Here is a 20750-nt window from a genome sequence, read left to right on the forward strand (position 1 = left end):
CTTGCGGTTAAAATCGGGCTCATTATAACGGGTCTTTTCCCACCGACACGGCGAGCCGCACATGCCTGTACGCAATCGAGCAAAAAACTGATGGCCACCCCCTGGCATATTCTCGGCGCTGGCAGTCTCGGCACACTGTGGGCCACACGTCTGGCTCGCGCCGGCCGGCCGGTCAGACTGATCGTGCGTGATGCCGAACGCTTGCAAAGCTATCAGGCTGCGGGCGGCTTGACGCTGGTGGAGCAAGGTGTGGCGAGCAGCTATGCGGTTCCCGGCGAAACACCCGACGGTCCCGAGCCGATCAGCCGTTTGCTGGTAGCCTGCAAAGCCTACGACGCAGAAAACGCCGTCGCCCGCCTCGCCCCACGACTGACAGCGGACGCCGAACTGATCCTTCTGCAAAACGGCCTCGGCAGTCAGGACGCCGTCGCCAACCGTGTGCCAATGGCACGCTGCATCAGCGCTTCAAGCACCGAGGGTGCCTTTCGCGATGGCGACTGGCGTGTGGTGTTCGCCGGTCACGGATTCACTTGGCTGGGCGACGCGGGCCATCCGGTCGCGCCGATCTGGCTGGACAATCTGGACGCGGCAAAGATCCCCCACGAATGGAGCACCGATATCCTTACGCGGTTGTGGCGCAAACTGGCACTCAACTGTGCGATCAATCCGTTGACCGTGCTGCACAATTGCCGCAACGGGGGTTTGCAGGAACACCATTGCGAGGTCGCCACCCTGTGCGCCGAACTCGCTGAGTTGCTGGAGCGTTGCGGCCAGCCGGCCGCCGCCGACAATCTGCAACAGGAAGTCGAGAGGGTCATCCACGCCACCGCCGCCAATTACTCATCGATGTTTCAGGACGTCGCCAACCAGCGCCGCACCGAAATCAGCTATCTATTGGGCCACGCCTGCAAAGTCGCCGCCCGCCACCAGTTGAACCTGCCGCACCTCAATCAATTGCAACAGCGGCTGATCGCGCATCTGCACAGCCGTGGATTGCCCAGCGACTGAGCAGCGGCTACGCTGGCCACTTGTTCCTTTGCTGCGATAAACCTGATGCCATTGCGCCAGCGTCTCGAAAACCTGCCGGTCGGCCAGAAACTGCTGGCCGCCCTGCTGGTGCTGTTGACCACTGTATTGCTGGTCGCCAACCTGACATTTATCAGCGCCGCCTATTACATCTCTCAGGAAAGCATGGCACCGCAGGCCTTGCAGACCATCGGCCGGCTGATTGCCAACCCGAGCCTGGTCAGCGAAGCGCTGCAATCACCGCAAAGCGCCGAGCGTCTGCTCAAAGAACTCGACAGTTACTCACCGCTGCGCGCCGCCGCCCTTTATGACGGCAAGGGCGAACGGCTGGCGCAAGTCCAGCGCGGCGAAAAACTCAGCCTGCCGGAACGCTATCGGCACATCGAAGCGTGGCAACTGACCGAGTTTCGCAGCAACCAGTTGATCACCCTGCCCCGCCCCGGCACCGCGCCGGGCCATCTGTTGCTGGTGGCCAGCAGCGAGCTGCCGATGGCGTTCTACACCGGCACGCTGACCGCGAGCCTCGGTATCCTGATTTTCAGCGTGTTGTTGTGGCTGGTGATTGCCCGACAGATCAAACGCCTGATCACCCGGCCGATTCATCAGCTTGAGGAATTGTCGCGTCAGGTGACCCGCGAAGAGAACTACGCCCTGCGCGCGTCACGCGGCAATCATGACGAAATCGGCAGCCTCGCCGAGGCGTTCAACACCATGCTGTCGCGCATCGAAGCCCGCGAACAGCAGCTCAAGCGCGCCCGCGACGACTCGCAAGCGGCTTACGATCAGGCTCAGGGCCTGGCTGAGGAAACCCGCCACACCAATCGCAAACTGGAACTGGAAGTCCAGGTGCGCAGCAAGATCGAAAAGAAACTCACCGGTTTCCAGAACTACCTCAACAGCATCATCGACTCGATGCCCTCGGCACTGATCGCCCTCGACGAGCAGCTCTACGTCACCCAGTGGAATCAGGAGGCCAGCGCCCTTTCCGGTACGCGGCTGGACGAAGCGCTGAACCAGCCAATTTTCCTTGCCTTCGAACCGCTCAAGCCGTTTCTGCCGCAGCTCAAGCAGACCGTCGAGCAGCACACCGTGGCGAAAATCGAGCGGGTAACCTGGTTCAAGGACGATGAACCGAAGCATTACGCACTGACCTTCTACCCGTTGATGGGCGGCGCCGGGCGTGGTGTGGTGATCCGCATCGATGACATCACCCAGCGTCTGTCGCTGGAAGAAATGATGGTGCAGTCGGAAAAAATGCTCTCGGTCGGTGGCCTCGCCGCCGGCATGGCCCACGAAATCAACAACCCGCTGGGGGCGATCCTGCACAACGTGCAAAACATCCGTCGACGCCTGTCCGCCGACCTGCCGAAGAACCTCGAAACCGCCGAGCAACTGAACATCGACCTGGACACGGTGAACCGCTACCTGCAGGGCCGCGAAGTGCCGCAATTGCTCGATGGCATTCAACAGGCCGGCGCTCGGGCAGCGAAAATCGTCACCCACATGCTCAGCTTCAGCCGTCGCAGTACCCGGCAGATGGCGCCATGCGATCTGCCGGCGCTGATCGATCAAGCCGTGGAAATTGCCGGCAACGACTTCGACCTGGCCATCGGTTTCGACTTCAAGGGGCAAGCGATCATCCGTCAGTTCGACCCGGCGCTCGGCCCGGTACCGGGCACCGCCAACGAACTTGAGCAAGTGCTGCTCAACCTGTTGAAAAACGCCGCGCAGGCGATTCACCAGCGCGAAGACGACAGTGAGCCGGGGCGGATCATCCTGCGCACCAAGCTCAATCCGCCTTGGGCTGAAATCCAGGTCGAAGACAACGGCATCGGCATGAGCGAGAACGTGCGCAAACGCACCTTCGAGCCGTTCTTCACCACCAAGGAAATCGGTCAGGGCACCGGGCTTGGCTTGTCGGTGTCTTACTTCATCATCACCAACAATCACAAAGGGCAGATGGAGGTGCAGTCAGCACCGGGCCAGGGCACGTGTTTCACCCTGCGCCTGCCGTTGACGCAACCGCTGCCCATCGCTGCCGAAACCAATCAATTATCGAGGTAACCCATGGGCTTTCGCCTGTCGAAAATCTACACCCGCACCGGCGACAAAGGTGAAACCGGCCTGGGTGACGGCCGCCGCGTGCCCAAAGACCATCCACGCGTGGAGGCCATTGGTGAGGTCGATACGCTGAACAGTCAGGTCGGCGTGTTATTGGCCGGGTTAATTGCCGAACGCGAAACGTATCCGGAACTGAATGAACTGATCGAGGTGTTGGCGCCTTGTCAGCATCGCTTGTTTGATCTCGGTGGCGAGCTGGCCATGCCGGCGTATCAGGCGCTGAATACGGCGGAAATCGAACGACTGGAAGCAGCGATCGATGTGTGGAACGAGGAATTGGGGCCGCTGGAGAATTTCATTCTGCCAGGCGGTTCGATGTTGATTGCCCAGGCGCATGTTTGTCGCAGCCTGGCGAGGAGTGCCGAGCGGCGCTGTCAGCATTTGAATGCGATTGAGCCGTTGGCCGGGGTCGGGCTGGCGTATATCAATCGGTTATCGGATTTGCTGTTTGTCGCGGCGCGGTTGATTGCGCGGCGGCAGGGGGTTGCGGAGATTCTTTGGCAGCCGGCCCCAAAACCGACAGAGATGTAGCGCCTGACCGGCCGCCATCGCTGGCAAGCCAGCTCCCACAGGTTTCGAGTTGTACACAACATTTGTGAACGACACAAAACCTTGTGGGAGCTGGCTTGCCAGCGATGAGGTCAGCAGCCTTTACAGAGAGTCAGGCCAGAACGCGCGAATCCCCGCCACGCCTTGTGCACCAACGCCCCAGGCTTTTTCGCGCTCGGCCGGGCCAACCCCGCCCAACAGAAACACCGGCTTGCTGAAGCCTTCGATCAACGCCTCAGCCTGCTCCCAGCCCAACGGCTGTGCATCCGGGTGGGTCAAGGTCGGCTGCACTGGCGACAGCGTGACGAAATCCACGCCCATCTGCTCGGCCAGCGCCAGTTCTTCAGCGTTGTGGCACGACGCCGCCAACCAGCGCTCCGCCGGTAACGGGCGCCCCGCCGCCGCGTATTTGCGCAGCTGTGCTGAGGTGATGTGCCAACCGGCAGAGGGGAAATCACCGAGCCATTCGAACGGCCCCTTGATCATCAGTTGCGCCTTGCCCGCACACAGCCCGGCCGCATCGACCGCCAGATCGCGATACTTGGGGTCATAGCCGTTCGGTGCGCGCAGCTGGATCAGTTTGATCCCGCCGGCAATCGCCTTCTGGATACCGCGCAGCAACGCCGGCGTTTCCAGGTCCTCCGGCGTAATCAAGTACTCCGCAGGCAAACGCGCGGCGGCAACGATCGGCTGGTTGGCAGCCGGAAACTCGTAGTTCGCCAGTTCTTTCGCAGTGACCCAGGCCAACGGCTGGCCTTCGGCACCGTGAGGTTCGCCGCTGAAGTCCGACACGTCCCAGACATCCAGCAAAACCTGCTTGTCCGGGTAATCGTGACGCACTTTGATCAGCGGTCGAGCGGCGCCAACGACGATGCCCAACTCCTCATGCAACTCACGAGTCAGCGCGGTTTCAACTGTTTCGTCAGCCTCGACCTTGCCGCCGGGGAATTCCCAAAGACCGCCCTGATGTTGCGTGTCGGCGCGGCGGGCGATGAGGATTTTGCCATTGTTGTCACGAATGACCGCAGCGGCGACGTGTACGCGTTTCACGGATTCAACTCCTCCAGTCCAGCCTTCTGCCATGCCTTGAAGGCGGGCCATTGGTAGACGGTTTCAACATAGGCTTCGTCGGCGGCCGGCAGCGTCACCTGATAGGTGCGCAAACGCACGGCAATCGGCGCGAAGAAGGCATCGGCCAGACTCACCCGACCAAACAGGTACGGCCCGCTCTCGGTGGCAGCAGCACGGCACTCGGCCCACAGCGCGAGCATGCGCTCGATGTCGACCTTCACTTCCGGCGGCACCGGGTTCAGAGGCGCGTCATGGTTGAGGTTGAACGGCATGTGATTGCGCATGGCGAAAAAGCCGCTGTGCATTTGGGCGCAGGCGGATCGCGCCTGGGCACGGGCGAATATGTCGCTCGGCCAGAGTTGCTCGGACGGAAACTGCTCGGCGAGGTATTCGGCGATGGCCAATGAATCGGCAATGGTGCCGCGCGCCGTTTGCAGCAGCGGGACTTTAGCGGTCGGCGAATGCTTGAGCAGCAGCGCGCGGGTGTCGGGCTTGCCGAGTTTGATCAGTTCTTCGCTGTAGGGTGCGCCGGTCAGTTCAACGGCCAGGGCGGCGCGTAGGGACCAGGAGGAAAGCAGTTTGTCGCCGATGATCAGGTGCAGGGACATGATGGGGGTGCCTTTCATCAGGAGGGACAGGCCGGAATCTTCGGTACCTGACAGGTCGCCATCGCGAGCAGGCTCACTCCTACAGGGGATTTGTGAATGACACAGATCTCTGTGGGAGCCAGCCTGCTGGCGATGCAGGCGACTCGGTCTCAGGTTAGATCAAGTGCGGTATTCAGCGTTGATCTTCACGTATTCATGCGACAGGTCAGTGGTCCAGATGGTTTCGCTGCAATCGCCGCGACCCAGCTCGATACGGATGGTGATTTCTTCCTGCTGCATCACCGCCGAGCCCTGGGCTTCAGTGTAGGTCGCCGCACGGGCGCCACGGCTGGCAATGCACACGTCGCCGAGGAACACGTCGATCTTGCTCACGTCCAGATCCGGCACGCCGGCACGGCCGACCGCGGCGAGGATACGGCCCCAGTTCGGGTCGGAGGCGAACAGCGCGGTCTTGATCAGCGGCGAGTGCGCCACGGTGTAGCCGACGTCGAGGCATTCCTGATGGTTGCCGCCACCGTTGACTTCAACAGTGACGAACTTGGTCGCGCCTTCGCCGTCACGCACGATGGCCTGGGCCACGTCCATGCACACTTCGAACACCGCTTGCTTCAACTTGGCGAAAAACTCGCCTTCAGCACGGGTGATTTCCGGCAGCGCAGCCTTACCTGTGGCGATCAGCATGCAGCAATCGTTGGTCGAGGTGTCGCCGTCGATGGTGATGCGGTTGAACGACTTGTTGGCGCCGTCGAGCATCAAGTTGTGCAGGACGTCGCGGGAGACTTTGGCGTCGGTGGCGATGTAGCCGAGCATGGTCGCCATGTTCGGACGGATCATGCCCGCGCCTTTGCTGATGCCGGTGACGGTGATGGTCACGCCGTCATGCTCGAACTGGCGGCTGGCGCCCTTCGGCAGGGTGTCAGTGGTCATGATCCCGGTGGCAGCGGCTTCCCAGTTGTTTTCCGACAGATCATCCAGTGCGGCTTGCAGCGCGCCTTCGATCTTCTCGACCGGCAGCGGCTCGCCGATCACACCGGTGGAGTACGGCAGAATCTGGCTGGCATCAACGCCAGTCAGCTCGGCCAGTTTGGCAGTGGTACGTTCAGCGGCGGCCAGGCCAGGCTCGCCGGTACCGGCGTTGGCATTGCCAGTGTTGGTCAGCAAATAACGCACGGCGTTCTGCACGCGTTTTTTCGCCAGGATCACCGGTGCCGCGCAAAACGCGTTCAAGGTGAACACGCCCGCCACGGTCGAGCCTTCGGCGCAGCGCATCACAACGACATCTTTGCGCCCGGGGCGCTTGATGCCGGCCGAGGCGATACCGAGTTCAAAACCGGCAACCGGGTGCAACGTTGGCAAAGGACCAAGACCAACAGCCATGAATGCGCTCCTTACTCAATGATGTCAGCACCGTCACTCGCAGCGACGGTGGTTTAAATGGCAAAACGCCGCGACGGCAGGAGCCGGTCGCGGCGCGGGTATTTCAGCGATTGAAACGGGGTTTACTGGATCTGCCCGTGGCAATGCTTGAATTTCTTGCCCGAACCGCAGTAGCACAGTTCGTTGCGGCCCAGCTTCTGCTCGTTGCGAACCGGCGCGGTGGCGAGGGCCACATCGACCTCTTCACCGAGAACTTCCGGTTGCTCCAGACCTGGGGCCTCGGCGTGTTCGAACTGCATGCGGGCGGCCAGTGCTTCGGCTTCCTGACGCAGACGTTGCTCTTCGGCTTCCGGATCTTCGCGGCGCACCTGAACGTGCGACAGCACACGGATCGAGTCGCGCTTGATCGAGTCGAGCAGTTCGGAGAACAGCGTGAACGACTCGCGCTTGTATTCCTGCTTCGGGTTCTTCTGAGCGTAACCACGCAGGTGGATACCGTGACGCAGGTGATCCATGGTCGACAGGTGGTCTTTCCACAGGTCGTCCAGCACGCGCAGTACGATTTGCTTCTCGAACGAGCGCAGTGCGTCGGCACCGGCCTGGTCTTCTTTCTCGTTGTACGCCGCCATCAGCTCGGTCATGAGCTTCTCGCGCAGGGTTTCTTCGTACAGGTGATCGTCATCGTCGAGCCACTGCTGGATCGGCAGTGTCACGCCGAAGTCGCTGGCAATCGAAGCTTCCAGACCGGCCACGTCCCACTGCTCAGGCAGCGACTGCGGCGGAATGTGCGCGCTGACGGTGGCGTTGAGCACGTCCTGACGGAAATCGGCGATGGTTTCACCGATGTTGTCGGCGGCCAGCAACGTGTTACGCATGTGATAGATCACTTTACGCTGTTCGTTGTTGACGTCATCGAACTCGAGCAGTTGCTTACGGATATCGAAGTTGCGGCCTTCAACCTTGCGCTGCGCCTTCTCGATCGCGTTGGTCACCATGCGGTGCTCGATCGCTTCGCCCGGCTGCATGCCCAGGGCTTTCATGAAGTTCTTCACTCGATCAGAAGCGAAGATGCGCATCAGGCTGTCTTCCAGCGACAGGTAAAAGCGGCTGGAACCGGCGTCACCCTGACGGCCGGCACGGCCACGCAGCTGGTTGTCGATACGACGGGATTCGTGACGCTCGGAGGCAATCACCTGCAAACCGCCGGATTCCAGCACTTGCTGGTGGCGCTTCTGCCAGTCGGCCTTGATCTGGGCAATCTGCTCAGGGGTCGGGTTTTCCAGCGACGCGACTTCAACTTCCCAGTTACCGCCCAACAGGATGTCGGTACCACGACCGGCCATGTTGGTGGCGATAGTCAGGGCGCCCGGACGACCGGCCTGCGCGATGATCTCGGCTTCTTTTTCGTGGAACTTGGCGTTCAGAACCTTGTGTTCGATGCCTTCCTTCACGAGCAATGCGGACATGTGCTCGGAGGTTTCGATGGTGGCAGTACCCACCAGCACCGGACGACCGGCCGCCATGCTTTCCTTGATGTCCGCAACGATCGCCGCGTATTTCTCTTCGGCGGTCAGGAACACCAGGTCGTTGAAGTCTTTACGCGCCAACGGTTTGTTCGGCGGAATAACCATGACTTCCAGACCATAGATCTGGTGGAATTCGAACGCTTCGGTGTCGGCGGTACCGGTCATGCCGGACAGCTTGGTGTACAGACGGAAGTAGTTCTGGAAGGTGGTCGAGGCCAGAGTCTGGCTCTCGGCCTGAATGTTCAGGCCTTCCTTGGCTTCGATGGCCTGGTGCAGGCCTTCGGACAAACGACGACCCGGCATGGTACGACCGGTGTGTTCGTCGACCAGTACGACCTGACCATCCTGCACGATGTATTCAATGTTGCGATTGAACAGCTTGTGCGCACGCAGACCGGCATACACGTGGGTCAGCAGGCCCAGGTTGTGTGCCGAGTACAGGCTCTCGCCTTCAGCCAGCAGGCCGACGCGGGTGAGCATGTCTTCGATGAACTGGTGACCGGCTTCGTTGAGTTCGACCTGACGGGTCTTCTCGTCAACGGTGTAGTGGCCAGCCTTGGTGACTTCGCCTTCGACTTCTTCAACGTGCAGTTCCAACTGCGGGATCAGTTTATTGATCTCCATGTACAGCTTGGAGCTGTCCTCGGCCTGACCGGAAATGATCAGCGGGGTACGCGCTTCGTCGATGAGGATGGAGTCGACTTCGTCGATCACGGCAAAGTTGAGTTCGCGCTGGAATTTTTCTTCCATGCTGAACGCCATGTTGTCGCGCAGGTAGTCGAAACCGAATTCGTTGTTGGTGCCGTAGGTGATGTCGGCGGCGTAGGCCAGACGCTTCTCTTCCGGCGGCTGGAACGGCGTCACGACGCCGACGGTCAGGCCGAGGAATTCATACAGCGGGCGCATCCAGTTGGCGTCACGACGCGCCAGGTAGTCGTTCACCGTCACAACGTGCACGCCCTTGCCGGACAGTGCGTTGAGGTAAACACCCAGGGTCGCTACGAGGGTTTTACCCTCACCGGTGCGCATTTCGGCGATCTTGCCTTCGTGCAAGGTCATGCCACCGACGAGCTGTACGTCGAAGTGGCGCATACCCATGATGCGCTTGCCGGCTTCGCGGGCGACCGCAAAGGCTTCTGGCAACAGCTTGTCGAGGGTTTCCCCTTTGGCGATGCGGGCCTTGAACTCAGCGGTCTTGGCGCGCAATTGATCGTCCGAAAGGGCCACCATTTGCTCTTCGAAGGCATTGACGAGCTGCACCGTCTTGAGCATGCGTTTGACTTCACGCTCGTTCTTGCTTCCAAAAAGTTTCTTTAACAAAGGCGCAAACATATCGGCAGGATCTTCCACACTAAAGGGATGGAGGGCGGCCCCGTGAGCGTCGCCCGTGCAGCCCTCATGGCCGCATGCGAACGAGCATTCTACCCGGAAACGGAAGTGAGGAAAGTGGCGATGTTCCACGATGCTGGCACTGCGCTTTGACGGGGCTCACTTAAAATAGGGGCGTTTTGCTCAACTTCAAGTCATACAAGGCAGAAGTTAGTCGTTGATTTAATGGGCAAAGCGAGGGCAAAAGCAATGGGCGAGTGATTTCGGCCTTTCTGCTACCATGGCGTTTCTGTTACTTCAGGTGTTCGATCATGGCATTTCGCCCTCTTACGGCCAGAGCACCCGCCGTTCTCCTGCGCGAAGCCAAGCCGCTCAAAGCCATCCTCGGCCATGCCCAACGACTGGGGCATTTGCAGCGTCTGCTCGAAAGCCAACTGCAACCCGCCGCCCGTGAACATTGCCATGTAGCGTCGTGGCGTGAGGGCAGTCTGTTGCTGATTGTCACCGATGGCCATTGGGCCACACGTCTGCGTTATCAGCAAAAACGCTTGCAGAGGCAGCTGCAGATGTTTGATGAGTTCGCCAGTTTGACGCGGATTCTGTTCAAGGTGCAGCCGCCTACAGTGCAGCGCGGGGCGGCCGGGCACACGATGGATTTGTCCACGGATGCGGCGGCTACGATTCAGGCCACAGCGGACGGGATCACTGATCCGAATCTGCGTGCGGCGCTGGAACGCCTTGCGGCGCACGCCAAAGCCAAGACCTGAGCGCTATCCGAACGTGAATAATTATTTAATGTGGGAGCGAGCCTGCTCGCGAAGAGGTTGTGTCAGATAACATTGAAGTTGAATGACACACCGCTTTCGCGAGCAGGCTCACTCCTACATTAGATCAGCGGCGTTTGCTGCCACCGAGTAAAGAGCCCATCAAGCCGCGCACCAATTGCTTACCGAGGTTATTGGCTGCCTGGCGCATCGCCGACTTAAGCGCCTGCCCGGCTGCCGTCCCGAGAAACTCCCCTGCCCTGTCGGCCAGGCTCGGCTCTTCATCTGCTGGCTTACCCGCTGGCACCTCGGCCTCCGGCGCCAGCCCTTTACGCCCCATCAGAATTTCATACGCCGACTCACGATCGATCGGCTTGTCATAGCGCCCCTTGAACGGCGAACCCGCAATCAACAGCGTGCGCTCGGTTTCCGTCAGCGGCCCGATTCGCGACTGCGGTGGCGCCACCAGCCCGCGCTGAACCATTTCCGGCGTGCCTTTCTCGGTCAGCGTGCCGACCAACGCTTCGCCAATCCCCAACTCGGTCAGCACCGACAAACTGTCAAACGCCGGATTCGGCCGGAAGCCGTCCGCCACCGCGCGCAGGGATTTCTGCTCTTTGGCGGTAAAGGCGCGCAAGCCATGCTGAATGCGCAGGCCGAGCTGCGCCAGCACGTCATCGGGCAAGTCCGCCGGCGACTGCGTGACGAAATACACGCCAACCCCTTTGGAACGGATCAAGCGCACCACTTGTTCGAGCCGCTCCTGCAGCGCCTTGGGTGTGTCGCCAAAGAGCAAATGCGCCTCATCGAAAAACAGCGCCAGCAGCGGTTTGTCGGCATCGCCGCGCTCCGGCAACTGCTCGAACAACTCGGCCAGCAACCACAACAGGAACGTCGCGTAGACCTTCGGCGCCTCGTGCACCAGACGGCTGGCATCGAGCAAATGAATGCGCCCGCGACCATCGGCGGTCGGTTGCAGAATGTCTTCAAGTTGCAGTGCCGGTTCGCCGAACAAGGCTTCGGCGCCCTGCTGCTCAAGGATCGCCAGACGGCGTAGCAGCGCCTGACTGGAACCGGTGGTCATCAGCGCCGCGTCTTCACCCAACAGCTGCGGATTGTCCTTGAGGTGATTGAGCAGCGCTTTCAGATCCTTCAAGTCCAGCAGCAACAGGCCTTCGCGATCGGCGACCTTGAAGGCTGCATATAGCGCCGACTGCTGACTGTCGGTCAGTTCCAGCAAGCTGCCGATCAGCAACGGGCCCATTTCGCTCAACGTGGTGCGCAACGGATGACCGGACTCGCCGTGGATGTCCCACAAGGTCACCGGATAGGCCTGCGGCTTGTGGTTGAGCCACGGCATCCCGGCAATGCGCTCGGCCACCTTGCCCTGCGGATTGCCCGCCGCACCGAGGCCACACAGATCACCCTTTATGTCGGCGGCAAATACCGCGACCCCGGCGTCGCTAAACGCCTCGGCCAAACGCTGCAAAGTGACGGTTTTACCGGTACCGGTGGCGCCCGCGACCAGTCCGTGGCGGTTGGCCAGGCGCATGGCCTGAGCGATCTGTTGGCCTGCGAGATCAGCGCCGATTACGAGTTGCGAGGAGTCAGGCATTTTGTCACCCAATGGTTAATCTTTGATTGCGCATGGCCGATAAAGAGGAGTGAGAGACCCCGACCACAAGTCAGGCCGGACATTTCCCTAAGGAGAGACGGAAATATCAGCTTGTTTTCACCCTTGCCCATTTTGCGCGCTTCTATAAAAGCATGCCCTGGACATTAAGACCTTAGCGGAACCCCAAGCCATGAACAAAAATCTGCGCTTCAGCCATAAAATTTTGCTTGCCGCCGCCCTCATCGTCATCGCCGCCTTCGCCTCGTTTACCTTGTACAACGACTGGTTACAGCGCAATGCGATCCGCGATGACCTGAACAACTATCTCAACGAGATGGGCGAGGTCACTGCCGGCAATATCCAGACCTGGCTCAGCGGCCGCATTCTACTGATCGAGAACGCCGCCCAAAACATCGCCATCAACCCCGAGCCCGCCAACGTCGCCAGTCTGCTGGAACAGAAAAGCCTGACCTCGACGTTCATGGCGACCTATCTGGGCGATGCCACCGGGCACTTCACCATCCGTCCGGACACCAAGATGCCCGACGGTTTCGATCCGCGCGTGCGCCCTTGGTACAAAGGTGCCGAGGGCAGCAGCACCTCGACCCTGACCGAACCGTACATCGACGCTGCTACCGGCCAGTTGATCATTTCCATCGCCACTGCCTCGAAAAAGGCCGGCCAGAGCGTGGGTGTGGTTGGCGGCGACCTGAGCCTGCAATCGCTGGTCGACACCCTCGCCGCCCGGGACTTCGACGGCATGGGCTATGTGTTCCTGGTCAGCGCCGACGGCAAGATCCTCGTGCACCCGGACAAGGCCTTGGTGATGAAATCACTGAAAGAAGCCTATCCACAGGACACCCCGCGCATCAGCAGCGACTTCAGCGAAGTCACCGTCGATGGCAAGACCCGCATCGTCACCTTCGCGCCGATCAAAGGCCTGCCGTCGGTGAACTGGTACATCGGCCTGTCGGTGGACAAGGATCAGGCCTTTGCGATGCTCAGCGAATTCCGCACCTCGGCAGTGATCGCGACCGTGATTGCCGTGGCAATCATCATTGCCCTGCTCGGCATGCTGATCCGCCTGCTGATCCAGCCGCTGCACGTGATGACCCGCGCCATGGAAGACATCGCCGATGGCGAAGGCGACCTGACCAAACGCCTGACCATCGTCAATAACGATGAATTTGGCGTGCTCGGTACCGCATTCAACCGTTTCGTCGAGCGTATTCACGGCTCGATCCGCGAAGTGTCGTCGGCCACCGGCCAGGTTAACGAAGTCGCCCTGCGCGTGGTCGCGGCATCGAACTCATCGATGTACAACTCTGACCAACAAGCCTCACGCACCAGCAGTGTCGCCGCGGCGATCAACCAACTCGGCGCCGCGGCGCAGGAAATCGCCCGCAACGCCGCCCAGGCTTCGAATCAGGCCAGCGACGCGCGCGGTCTGGCTGAAGACGGCCAGCAAGTGGTGGATCGCAGCATCAAGGCGATGAATCAACTGTCGAGCATGCTCAGCGCGTCGAGCAGCAACATCGAGTCGCTGAATAGCAAAACCGTGAACATCGGCCAGATTCTCGAAGTGATCACCAGCATTTCCCAACAGACCAACCTCTTGGCGCTCAACGCGGCCATTGAAGCGGCACGTGCCGGTGAAGCCGGCCGGGGCTTTGCCGTGGTGGCGGATGAAGTGCGCAATCTGGCGCACCGCACCCAGGAATCGGCGCAACAGGTGCAGAACATGATCGAGGAACTGCAAGTCGGCGCCCGTGAATCGGTGAGCACCATGAGCGACAGCCAGCGTCACAGCCAGGACAGCGTCGAGATTGCCAACCTTGCCGGGGAGCGCTTGAACAGCGTGACCCAGCGCATTGGCGAGATCGACGGGATGAACCAGTCGGTGGCCACCGCGACCGAAGAGCAGACGGCTGTGGTGGAGTCGATCAACGTCGACATCACCGAGATCAACACGCTGAACCAGGAAGGCGTGGAGAACTTGCAGGCGACGTTGCGCGCGTGTTCGGACCTGGAGCAGCAGGCTTCGCGTCTGAAACAACTGGTTGGCAGTTTCCGCATCTGAAGATCAAGAGCCTTACCCCCTCACCCCAGCCCTCTCCCCCAGGGGGGGCGAGGGGGAAAGGGAGCAGATCTTCATGTTCCTCAAAACCTGAGTTCGACTGAAGACTTTCCGGTCGATGCATAAAACCCAAACATCTCGGTCAGTCCCTCTCCCTCAAAATGGTGTGGGGAAAGGGAGCCGATCTTCGTGCTGTTCAAAACCTGAGTTCGACTCAGGTCTCTCAAGTCGGCGTACCTCCAACATCCACCTCGGTCAATCCCCTCTCCCTCTGGGAGAGGGTTAGGGTGAGGGGGCCGCGCAATCCCGACCGAACATCTATTCTTGATAAAGGTCAACCAAGGGAGAACCACGCAACGGAGGGTTGATCACCGTGCATATCGCCGACATCACCATGTTCTACGCCCCGGCCAGCGGCGGCGTGCGTACTTATCTGGATGCCAAACACCGCCGGCTCGGAGTCAAATCCGGTACCCGCCACAGCCTGCTGATTCCCGGTGCGCACTTCGGCGAACACGACGGCGTTTACACGGTTCCCGCCCCCGCCCTGCCCTTCGGCAAAGGCTATCGATTCCCCCTTCGCCTCGCGCCATGGCGAAACGTCCTGCAGGATTTACAGCCCGATCTGATCGAAGTCGGCGACCCTTATCTGACCGCCTGGGCCGCCCTTGATGCGCGACGACAGCTGGATGTGCCGGTAATCGGTTTCTATCACTCGGATCTGCCCTTGCTGATCGGCAATCGCATGGGCCATTGGGTCACACCGAATATCGAGGCGTATGTCACCAGGCTTTACGGCAACTTCGATCGGGTTTTGGCGCCCAGTCAGATCATGGCCGACAAGCTCAGCGGCCTCGGTGTACGCAATGTGTTCGTGCAACCGCTGGGCGTCGACCTGCAAACCTTTCACCCCAAAGCCCGCGACCCGCAACTGCGTGCAGAACTGGGCATCGCCGAAGACACCCGGCTGCTGATTTTTGCCGGACGCGGCTCGAAAGAGAAAAACCTGCCGGTATTGCTCAAATGCATGCAACGCCTCGGCCCGCGCTATCACCTGCTACTGGTCGGTTCGTCGATGCCCACCGCTGTGCCGGAAAACGTCAGTGTGATCGACGAATTCTGCCCCGCGCCACGCGTCGCGCAGTTGATGGCCAGTGCGGATGCCTTGCTGCATGCCGGCGACCAGGAAACCTTCGGCCTGGTGATCCTCGAAGCCATGGCCTGCGGCATTCCCGTGGTGGCCGTGGCCGCCGGGGCTTTCGAAGAGATCGTCACTGATTCCTGCGGCCTCCTGTGCGCACCGAACAACCCGCAAGCGATGGCCAATGCCGTGCGGGAACTGTTCAGTCGCGGCTGTAGCAAACTTGGCACACAGGCGCGCCAGCATGTCGAAACCCACTATGCGTGGGATACGGTGGTCGACAGTTTGTTGGGCCACTATCACGCCGTACTCGGACATACGCTGCCCAAGGTGGCCAATGCTTGAATCGATGAACAACCGCGCCGTGTTGCTGGTGCTGCACGACGTCGCTCCGTCGACGTGGGCGGATTACCAGCCGTTTGTCGAGGCCGTCGACGCCTTGGGCAACGTGCCGATGACGTGGCTGGTCGTTCCGAATTTCCACCGGCACAATGTCCTCGACGATCACCCGGCATTTTGCCGACGGCTCGATGAGCGCGTCGCCCGTGGCGATGAGTTGGCGTTGCATGGTTATTTCCACGATGACCAGGAGCCCGGCCCGACGACGCCGCACGACTGGTTCATGCGCCGCGTTTACACCCATGAGGGGGAGTTTTACCGTTTGTCTCGTGAAACCGCCCTCGCTCGCCTGCGCACCGGCATCGAAGTCTTCCAGCGCCACGACTGGCCACTGCACGGTTTCGTTGCCCCGGCGTGGTTGATGAGCGACGGCACCCGCCAGGCCCTGCGCGAGCTGCCCCTGCGCTACACCAGCGATCCGCAGCATCTGTATCGGTTGCCGGATTTCACCGCGATCGATGCGCCGGGTCTGGTCTGGAGCGCTCGCAGCGCCTGGCGAAGGGGTCTGTCGAAGATTGTCAGCGAGCAGCGTCAACAGCGTTGGCGTCGGGCGTCGGTGATTCGTCTAGGCTTGCATCCCGTGGACATGCGCCACGGCTTTTCCCGTGATTACTGGCTGCACACCCTCGAACGACTACTGAGAGAAGGACGCGTACCGATGACCAAAATCCACTGGCTCGCCCAACAGCGCGGTCAACTGGGAAGCGCCGCATGAGTCGCGGCATTCTCTTGCTGATCGGCCTGCTCGCGGCGGTGCTGATTCCGGTTGTGCTGGGTGGCGGCGACACCTGGGCGCGGCTGCAGAGTTTCCCGTTGCACTGGCTGTTGATCATGTTCGGCATGATCCTGCTTTGCTGGGGCGTCAATACCTTGCGTCTGCGCCTGCTACTCGGCGATCAGCGCGAGCGCGTCACGCCGCTGCAAAGCCTTGGTGTAGTGATGGCCGCCGAATTCGCCTACTGCGCGACTCCCGGTGGCAGCGGCGGGCCGTTGACGATCATGGCCCTGTTGGCCCGATCGGGCGTGCGGCCGGCGCGGGGCAGCGCGGTGTTTGCCATGGATCAGCTCAGCGATTTGCTGTTCTTTCTCTGCGCCCTCAGCGGCATTTTGATTTATGCGCTGTTCCAGCACCTCAGCGATCGCCTCGAGTGGTTGCTGACCGTCAGTGCGATTTCGCTGTTCGGCGGTTTATTCAGTTGTGTGCTGGTCGCGCGCTATCACCGCACCTTGATCCGCCTGAGCGGTCGCCTGTTGGCAAGGATGAACGTCAAGGCCAGTACCCGCCGCCGCTGGGCGCGCAAGTTGCTGCATTTTCTCGCGGCGTTTACCGATACGTTGAAGCTGCCCTGGCAAACTTTGATCAAAGTATTCGCCCTGACCTGTGTGCATTGGTTGCTGCGCTACAGCGTGCTGTATCTGGCGCTACGCGGGCTGGGCGCGGACTTGCAGTGGGCGTGGAGTTTTCTGGTGCAGATGCTTTCACTGGGCGCCGGGCAATTCAGCCTGCTGCCGGGCGGCGCGGGGGCGGCGGAGTTGACGGCGGCAGCGTTGCTGGCGCCGATGGTGGGGAAATCCACCGCTGCGGCAGCGATTCTGATTTGGCGGGTGGTGACGTATTACTTTTATCTGCTGGTCGGGGGGCCGGTGTTTTTGTTGATGCTGGGCCGGCCGCTGTTGAGGAAATTGATGAAGGTGGGGCAGGCTTGATTGTCCGGTCGCGGCCCGCGCCTTCGGCTGCGCCTGCATGATCGCGCTTCAGGTATCGTCTTTGTTGTCGCTGGACTTCTCTTGCAATTGTTCCCACAATTCCGCAGCGCCGGGAAACTCGGTGCCATCCTCCGGGCTCATGTCCTCGGGATCATATCGACTCAAACACCCTTCGCCCAACGTCGCCGGCGCTTTGGAAGTGGCTTTGTCCAGTGGATCGGCCATGGCTTATCCTCACTGCTGAAATGAAAAAGGGTCTGGACGATTGAACGCCCAGACCCTTGGTTTTTCAAGCCCGTGTGGTTGAGATCAGAACACCACAGTCTTGTTGCCGTGCACCAGCACGCGGTCTTCGAGGTGATAACGCAGGCCACGAGCCAGCACCATTTTCTCGACATCACGACCGAAACGCACCATGTCTTCGATACTGTCACTGTGGCTGACACGCACCACGTCCTGCTCGATGATCGGGCCGGCGTCCAGCTCTTCGGTCACGTAGTGGCAGGTCGCGCCGATCAGCTTCACGCCACGCAGCGACGCCTGGTGATACGGCTTGGCACCCACGAACGACGGCAGGAAGCTGTGGTGAATGTTGATGACCTTGTGCGCGTATTCGCGGCACATGTCTGGCGGCAGGATCTGCATGTAACGCGCCAGGACCACCACTTCGGCATCGTGCTGTTTGACCAGACGCGACACTTCGTCGAATGCCGGTTGCTTGTCCTGCGGATTGACCGGGACGTGGTAATAAGGAATGCCGTGCCACTCGACCATGCTGCGCAGGTCGTCGTGGTTGGAAATCACGCAGGAGATTTCGCAGTCCAGTTCATCGCTGTGCCAGCGGTGCAGCAAGTCCGCGAGGCAGTGCGATTCGCGGCTGGCCATCAGCACAACGCGTTTTTTCTGCTCGGTGTCGGTGATGCGCCAGTCCATCGAGAACTCTTCGGCGATCGGCGCAAACTTCTCGCGCAGCACTTCAATACCGAAAGGCAGCGAATCGGCACGAATTTCGTGACGCATGAAGAACCAGCCCACCTGGTTGTCCGAGTGGTGGCTCGCTTCGGTGATCCAGCCGTTGTGGGCTGCCAGAAAATTACTGACTTTGGCAACAATGCCAACGCGGTCCGGGCAAGATATCACCAGCCGAAAAGTGCGCATGAGGGGGAAACTCCAGAACTTCGCAAAGGCCGCCATTCTAGCGGCTGCGCAGGAAAACTGCAGTATTGATCAGCAGCGGGAGGCGCCAGGCTCAGTGCTACGGATTCTTGATGAGTAACCGACAGACTGGTACTGATCCTGCGGGATCGCTTGATCAGACAACTGTGAATATCTGTGATGACTCGATCACACTATTTAACTGAATATTCAATAGAGAGCAGTTTCTCGTAACTAATTTAAATAAAAACCCTGGTTAAATGTTTACTTGATGAAACAGCCTGACTATTATTGCGGCACTGTCCACCTGCCATCCCGCACTCTACTAAGGTAGTAATCATGTCCTTGATCAACGAATATCGCGCCACCGAAGAAGCCATCAAAGAGCTGCAAGCCCGTTTGAAGAACCTGTCCCAAGACGACAAACTGCAAGCCGAGCTGGAATTCGAAGGCAAACTGCGCACCCTGATGGGCGAATACTCCAAATCCCTGCGTGACATCATCGCGCTGCTGGATCCGGAAGCTAAAACCAAAGCAGTACGCGGCGGCGCAGTAAAAACTACCGGCACCAAGCGTGCTCGCAAAGTTAAACAATACAAAAACCCGCACAACGGCGAAGTCATCGAAACCAAAGGTGGCAACCACAAAACTCTGAAAGAGTGGAAAGCCAAGTGGGGCGGTGACGTGGTTGAAGGCTGGGCTACCCTGCTGGGCTAAGCCGCAACGTCTTCGCAGAGCGATCCGCGAAAAACAAACGCCAGCGAATGCTGGCGTTTTTTTATGCCCGGGATTTAAGCCCGGTCATGTTCGAATTCAAAGATTCAAACGTTTGCGCAATGCCTGGACATAATTCTGCCATTCATTGAGCACCTCACTCTGCATCGGCGTGGCATTAATCGACCATTGCTCGGCCGCCTCGCTAAAAGATTTCAAGGTATTCGGTGCGCCGCACTCAGGCGTGGACAAACGCTGCTGACAAAATATTCTCCAGCGTTCTTGCTCTTCGAAATTCAACGTCTCGGGAAAGTTGCGTGCGCGATATCGAAAGAGTAATTCAGGCAAACGTTCGTCATCGAAAGGCCATTGCTCTTGCGCTAGTTGTGCCGGGTCAGCGCTCCTCACTTGCTCACATAGACGTCGGTCACGGTCACCGATAAATCCGTCGTACAACTGTTGTTCCGGATCCTCGCTCGGAATGAAATCTTCGCTGACATAAATCTCTGCAACTTTATCTTTCCAAACTTGCTGTGCGTCAGTTAGCCGCAGTGCTCGCTGTTGATAAAGCGCCATGTCCAGCCCCATACGTTGCTGATCCTGCGCGCGCAAAACCGCAAGCGGCGCCACCACCGGACAACGGTTGATGTGAATCAGCTTGAGCGGCACCGGCAATTCGCCTTCCAGCAAATCATCACGACGCGTGTACAAACGCTGGCGCAGGGTCTGCGCGTCCAGATCGAGCAACCCCTGCGGGTCGAGGTGCAGATCGCAGACGATCAAGGCGTTACGGTTTTTTGGATGCCAGGCTAATGGCAGCACCACACCGACATAACTGCGCGCGGCCGAGAAACGCCCGGAAATATGCACCAGTGGCTGCAGCAGACGAATCTGATCCATGACCTTTTGCTTGCTACGCAACTGGAACAGCCAGTCATAGAGTTTTGGCTGTTTCTCGCGGATCAACCGTGCCAGTGCAATGGTCGCGCGCACATCCGACAACGCTTCGTGGGCATGCCCGTGATCGATATTGTTCGCGGCGGTCAGGCGTTCTAGCTTGAGCGTCACCCGACCTTCGTCATCGGTCGGCCAGACCAGGCCGTCAGGACGCAGCGCATAAGCAGCGCGCACCACATCGATCAGATCCCAGCGACTGTTACCGCCCTGCCACTCCCGGGCGTACGGGTCGAAAAAGTTGCGATACAGGCTGTAACGGGTCATCTCGTCGTCGAAACGCAGGGTGTTGTAACCCGCGCCACAGGTGCCGGGGGCCGCCAGTTGGGCATGCACCCGCGTCATGAAATCAGCCTCGCTCAAGCCTTTTTCGGCCAACTGGCTCGGGGTGATGCCGGTAATCGCGCAGGCCGCCGGATGCGGCAGGATGTCTTCGCTGGGCTGACAATAGAGGTTGACCGGCTCGTCGATCTCGTTGAGCGCATGGTCGGTGCGAATTCCGGCCACTTGCAGTGGGCGGTCGTTTCGCGGATTGATGCCAGTGGTTTCGTAGTCGTACCAGAAGATTGAAGTCACGGGCGGTTCCTGAACAGAAGATCGGCAAAGTCTAGGCGCTC

The 20750-nt window shown here is 59.9% G+C and carries 17 protein-coding genes and 1 pseudogene; 10 read left to right on the forward strand and 8 right to left on the reverse strand.

Features of this window, described 5'->3' with window-relative positions:
- The first annotated feature begins 90 nt into the window (after positions 1-90).
- Genes LOY43_RS22065 through LOY43_RS22075 form a run of 3 tightly spaced genes read left to right on the forward strand, consistent with a single transcriptional unit; the run spans position 91 to position 3678 of the window.
- The gene (locus LOY43_RS22065; RefSeq protein WP_258708719.1) at positions 91-1008 is read left to right on the forward strand and encodes a putative 2-dehydropantoate 2-reductase; all 918 of its coding nucleotides are present in this window, start codon (positions 91-93) and stop codon (positions 1006-1008) included.
- Positions 1009-1053: 45 nt separating this feature from the next.
- On the forward strand, positions 1054-3090 hold the full coding sequence (locus LOY43_RS22070) for a HAMP domain-containing sensor histidine kinase (protein WP_095048218.1): 2037 nt from the start codon (positions 1054-1056) through the stop codon (positions 3088-3090).
- Positions 3091-3093: 3 nt separating this feature from the next.
- Positions 3094-3678: a cob(I)yrinic acid a,c-diamide adenosyltransferase gene (locus LOY43_RS22075; RefSeq protein WP_095126193.1), complete on the forward strand. Its 585-nt coding sequence runs from the start codon at positions 3094-3096 to the stop codon at positions 3676-3678.
- Positions 3679-3798: 120 nt separating this feature from the next.
- On the opposite strand, the gene LOY43_RS22080 is transcribed toward LOY43_RS22075, so the two are convergent.
- From LOY43_RS22080 to secA, 4 genes are all read right to left on the reverse strand, one after another.
- Positions 3799-4746: a Nudix family hydrolase gene (locus LOY43_RS22080; protein WP_258708720.1), complete on the reverse strand. Its 948-nt coding sequence runs from the start codon at positions 4744-4746 to the stop codon at positions 3799-3801.
- Positions 4743-5375: a glutathione S-transferase family protein gene (locus LOY43_RS22085; RefSeq protein ID WP_095048221.1), complete on the reverse strand. Its 633-nt coding sequence runs from the start codon at positions 5373-5375 to the stop codon at positions 4743-4745. The genes LOY43_RS22080 and LOY43_RS22085 overlap by 4 nt, the downstream gene beginning before the upstream one ends.
- Before the next feature lie 159 nt (positions 5376-5534).
- Positions 5535-6752 (reverse strand): bifunctional glutamate N-acetyltransferase/amino-acid acetyltransferase ArgJ, encoded by a 1218-nt coding sequence (gene argJ / locus LOY43_RS22090; RefSeq protein WP_095048222.1) that lies wholly within the window; start codon positions 6750-6752, stop codon positions 5535-5537.
- Between the two features lie 122 nt (positions 6753-6874).
- Positions 6875-9610, reverse strand: a complete 2736-nt coding sequence (secA, locus tag LOY43_RS22095; protein ID WP_258708721.1) for a preprotein translocase subunit SecA — start codon at positions 9608-9610, stop codon at positions 6875-6877.
- A 308-nt stretch (positions 9611-9918) separates the two neighbouring features.
- Here secA and LOY43_RS22100 point away from each other — a divergent pair, with 308 nt between their 5' ends.
- Positions 9919-10374: a DUF721 domain-containing protein gene (locus LOY43_RS22100; protein WP_016983197.1), complete on the forward strand. Its 456-nt coding sequence runs from the start codon at positions 9919-9921 to the stop codon at positions 10372-10374.
- A 124-nt stretch (positions 10375-10498) separates the two neighbouring features.
- Here LOY43_RS22100 and LOY43_RS22105 read toward each other — a convergent pair whose 3' ends face one another.
- The gene (locus tag LOY43_RS22105) at positions 10499-11986 is read right to left on the reverse strand and encodes a helicase HerA-like domain-containing protein (RefSeq protein WP_095048387.1); all 1488 of its coding nucleotides are present in this window, start codon (positions 11984-11986) and stop codon (positions 10499-10501) included.
- 190 nt (positions 11987-12176) lie between these two features.
- On the opposite strand from LOY43_RS22105, the pseudogene LOY43_RS28945 reads away from it, so the two are divergent.
- The 5 genes and pseudogenes from LOY43_RS28945 to LOY43_RS22125 form a co-directional block, all read left to right on the forward strand.
- Positions 12177-13208, forward strand: a pseudogene (locus LOY43_RS28945) (cache domain-containing protein); the annotation flags it as partial.
- A gap of 93 nt (positions 13209-13301) precedes the next feature.
- On the forward strand, positions 13302-14066 hold the full coding sequence (locus LOY43_RS28950; RefSeq protein WP_408980846.1) for a methyl-accepting chemotaxis protein: 765 nt from the start codon (positions 13302-13304) through the stop codon (positions 14064-14066).
- A gap of 370 nt (positions 14067-14436) precedes the next feature.
- Complete coding sequence (locus tag LOY43_RS22115; RefSeq protein WP_095048388.1) at positions 14437-15549, forward strand: glycosyltransferase family 1 protein; 1113 nt, start codon at positions 14437-14439, stop codon at positions 15547-15549.
- On the forward strand, positions 15542-16318 hold the full coding sequence (locus LOY43_RS22120; protein WP_258708723.1) for a polysaccharide deacetylase family protein: 777 nt from the start codon (positions 15542-15544) through the stop codon (positions 16316-16318). The genes LOY43_RS22115 and LOY43_RS22120 overlap by 8 nt, the downstream gene beginning before the upstream one ends.
- The gene (locus tag LOY43_RS22125; protein ID WP_258708724.1) at positions 16315-17310 is read left to right on the forward strand and encodes a lysylphosphatidylglycerol synthase transmembrane domain-containing protein; all 996 of its coding nucleotides are present in this window, start codon (positions 16315-16317) and stop codon (positions 17308-17310) included. Before LOY43_RS22120 ends, LOY43_RS22125 begins: the two co-directional genes overlap by 4 nt.
- A gap of 48 nt (positions 17311-17358) precedes the next feature.
- Here LOY43_RS22125 and LOY43_RS22130 read toward each other — a convergent pair whose 3' ends face one another.
- Together LOY43_RS22130 and purU are read right to left on the reverse strand one after the other, a co-directional pair.
- Complete coding sequence (locus LOY43_RS22130) at positions 17359-17535, reverse strand: hypothetical protein (RefSeq protein WP_258708725.1); 177 nt, start codon at positions 17533-17535, stop codon at positions 17359-17361.
- 84 nt (positions 17536-17619) lie between these two features.
- Positions 17620-18468, reverse strand: a complete 849-nt coding sequence (gene purU, locus LOY43_RS22135; RefSeq protein WP_007912774.1) for a formyltetrahydrofolate deformylase — start codon at positions 18466-18468, stop codon at positions 17620-17622.
- Positions 18469-18804: 336 nt separating this feature from the next.
- Here purU and mvaT point away from each other — a divergent pair, with 336 nt between their 5' ends.
- Positions 18805-19182, forward strand: coding sequence for a histone-like nucleoid-structuring protein MvaT (gene mvaT, locus LOY43_RS22140; RefSeq protein ID WP_007912775.1), 378 nt, complete (start codon positions 18805-18807; stop codon positions 19180-19182).
- Between the two features lie 96 nt (positions 19183-19278).
- Here mvaT and sbcB read toward each other — a convergent pair whose 3' ends face one another.
- A complete protein-coding gene (gene sbcB, locus LOY43_RS22145; RefSeq protein ID WP_258708726.1) occupies positions 19279-20709 on the reverse strand; it encodes an exodeoxyribonuclease I in 1431 nt (476 codons plus the stop codon).
- Positions 20710-20750: the final 41 nt, after the last annotated feature.

Source organism: Pseudomonas sp. B21-041 (assembly GCF_024748675.1).
GTDB classification, from domain to species: domain Bacteria; phylum Pseudomonadota; class Gammaproteobacteria; order Pseudomonadales; family Pseudomonadaceae; genus Aquipseudomonas; species Aquipseudomonas neuropathica.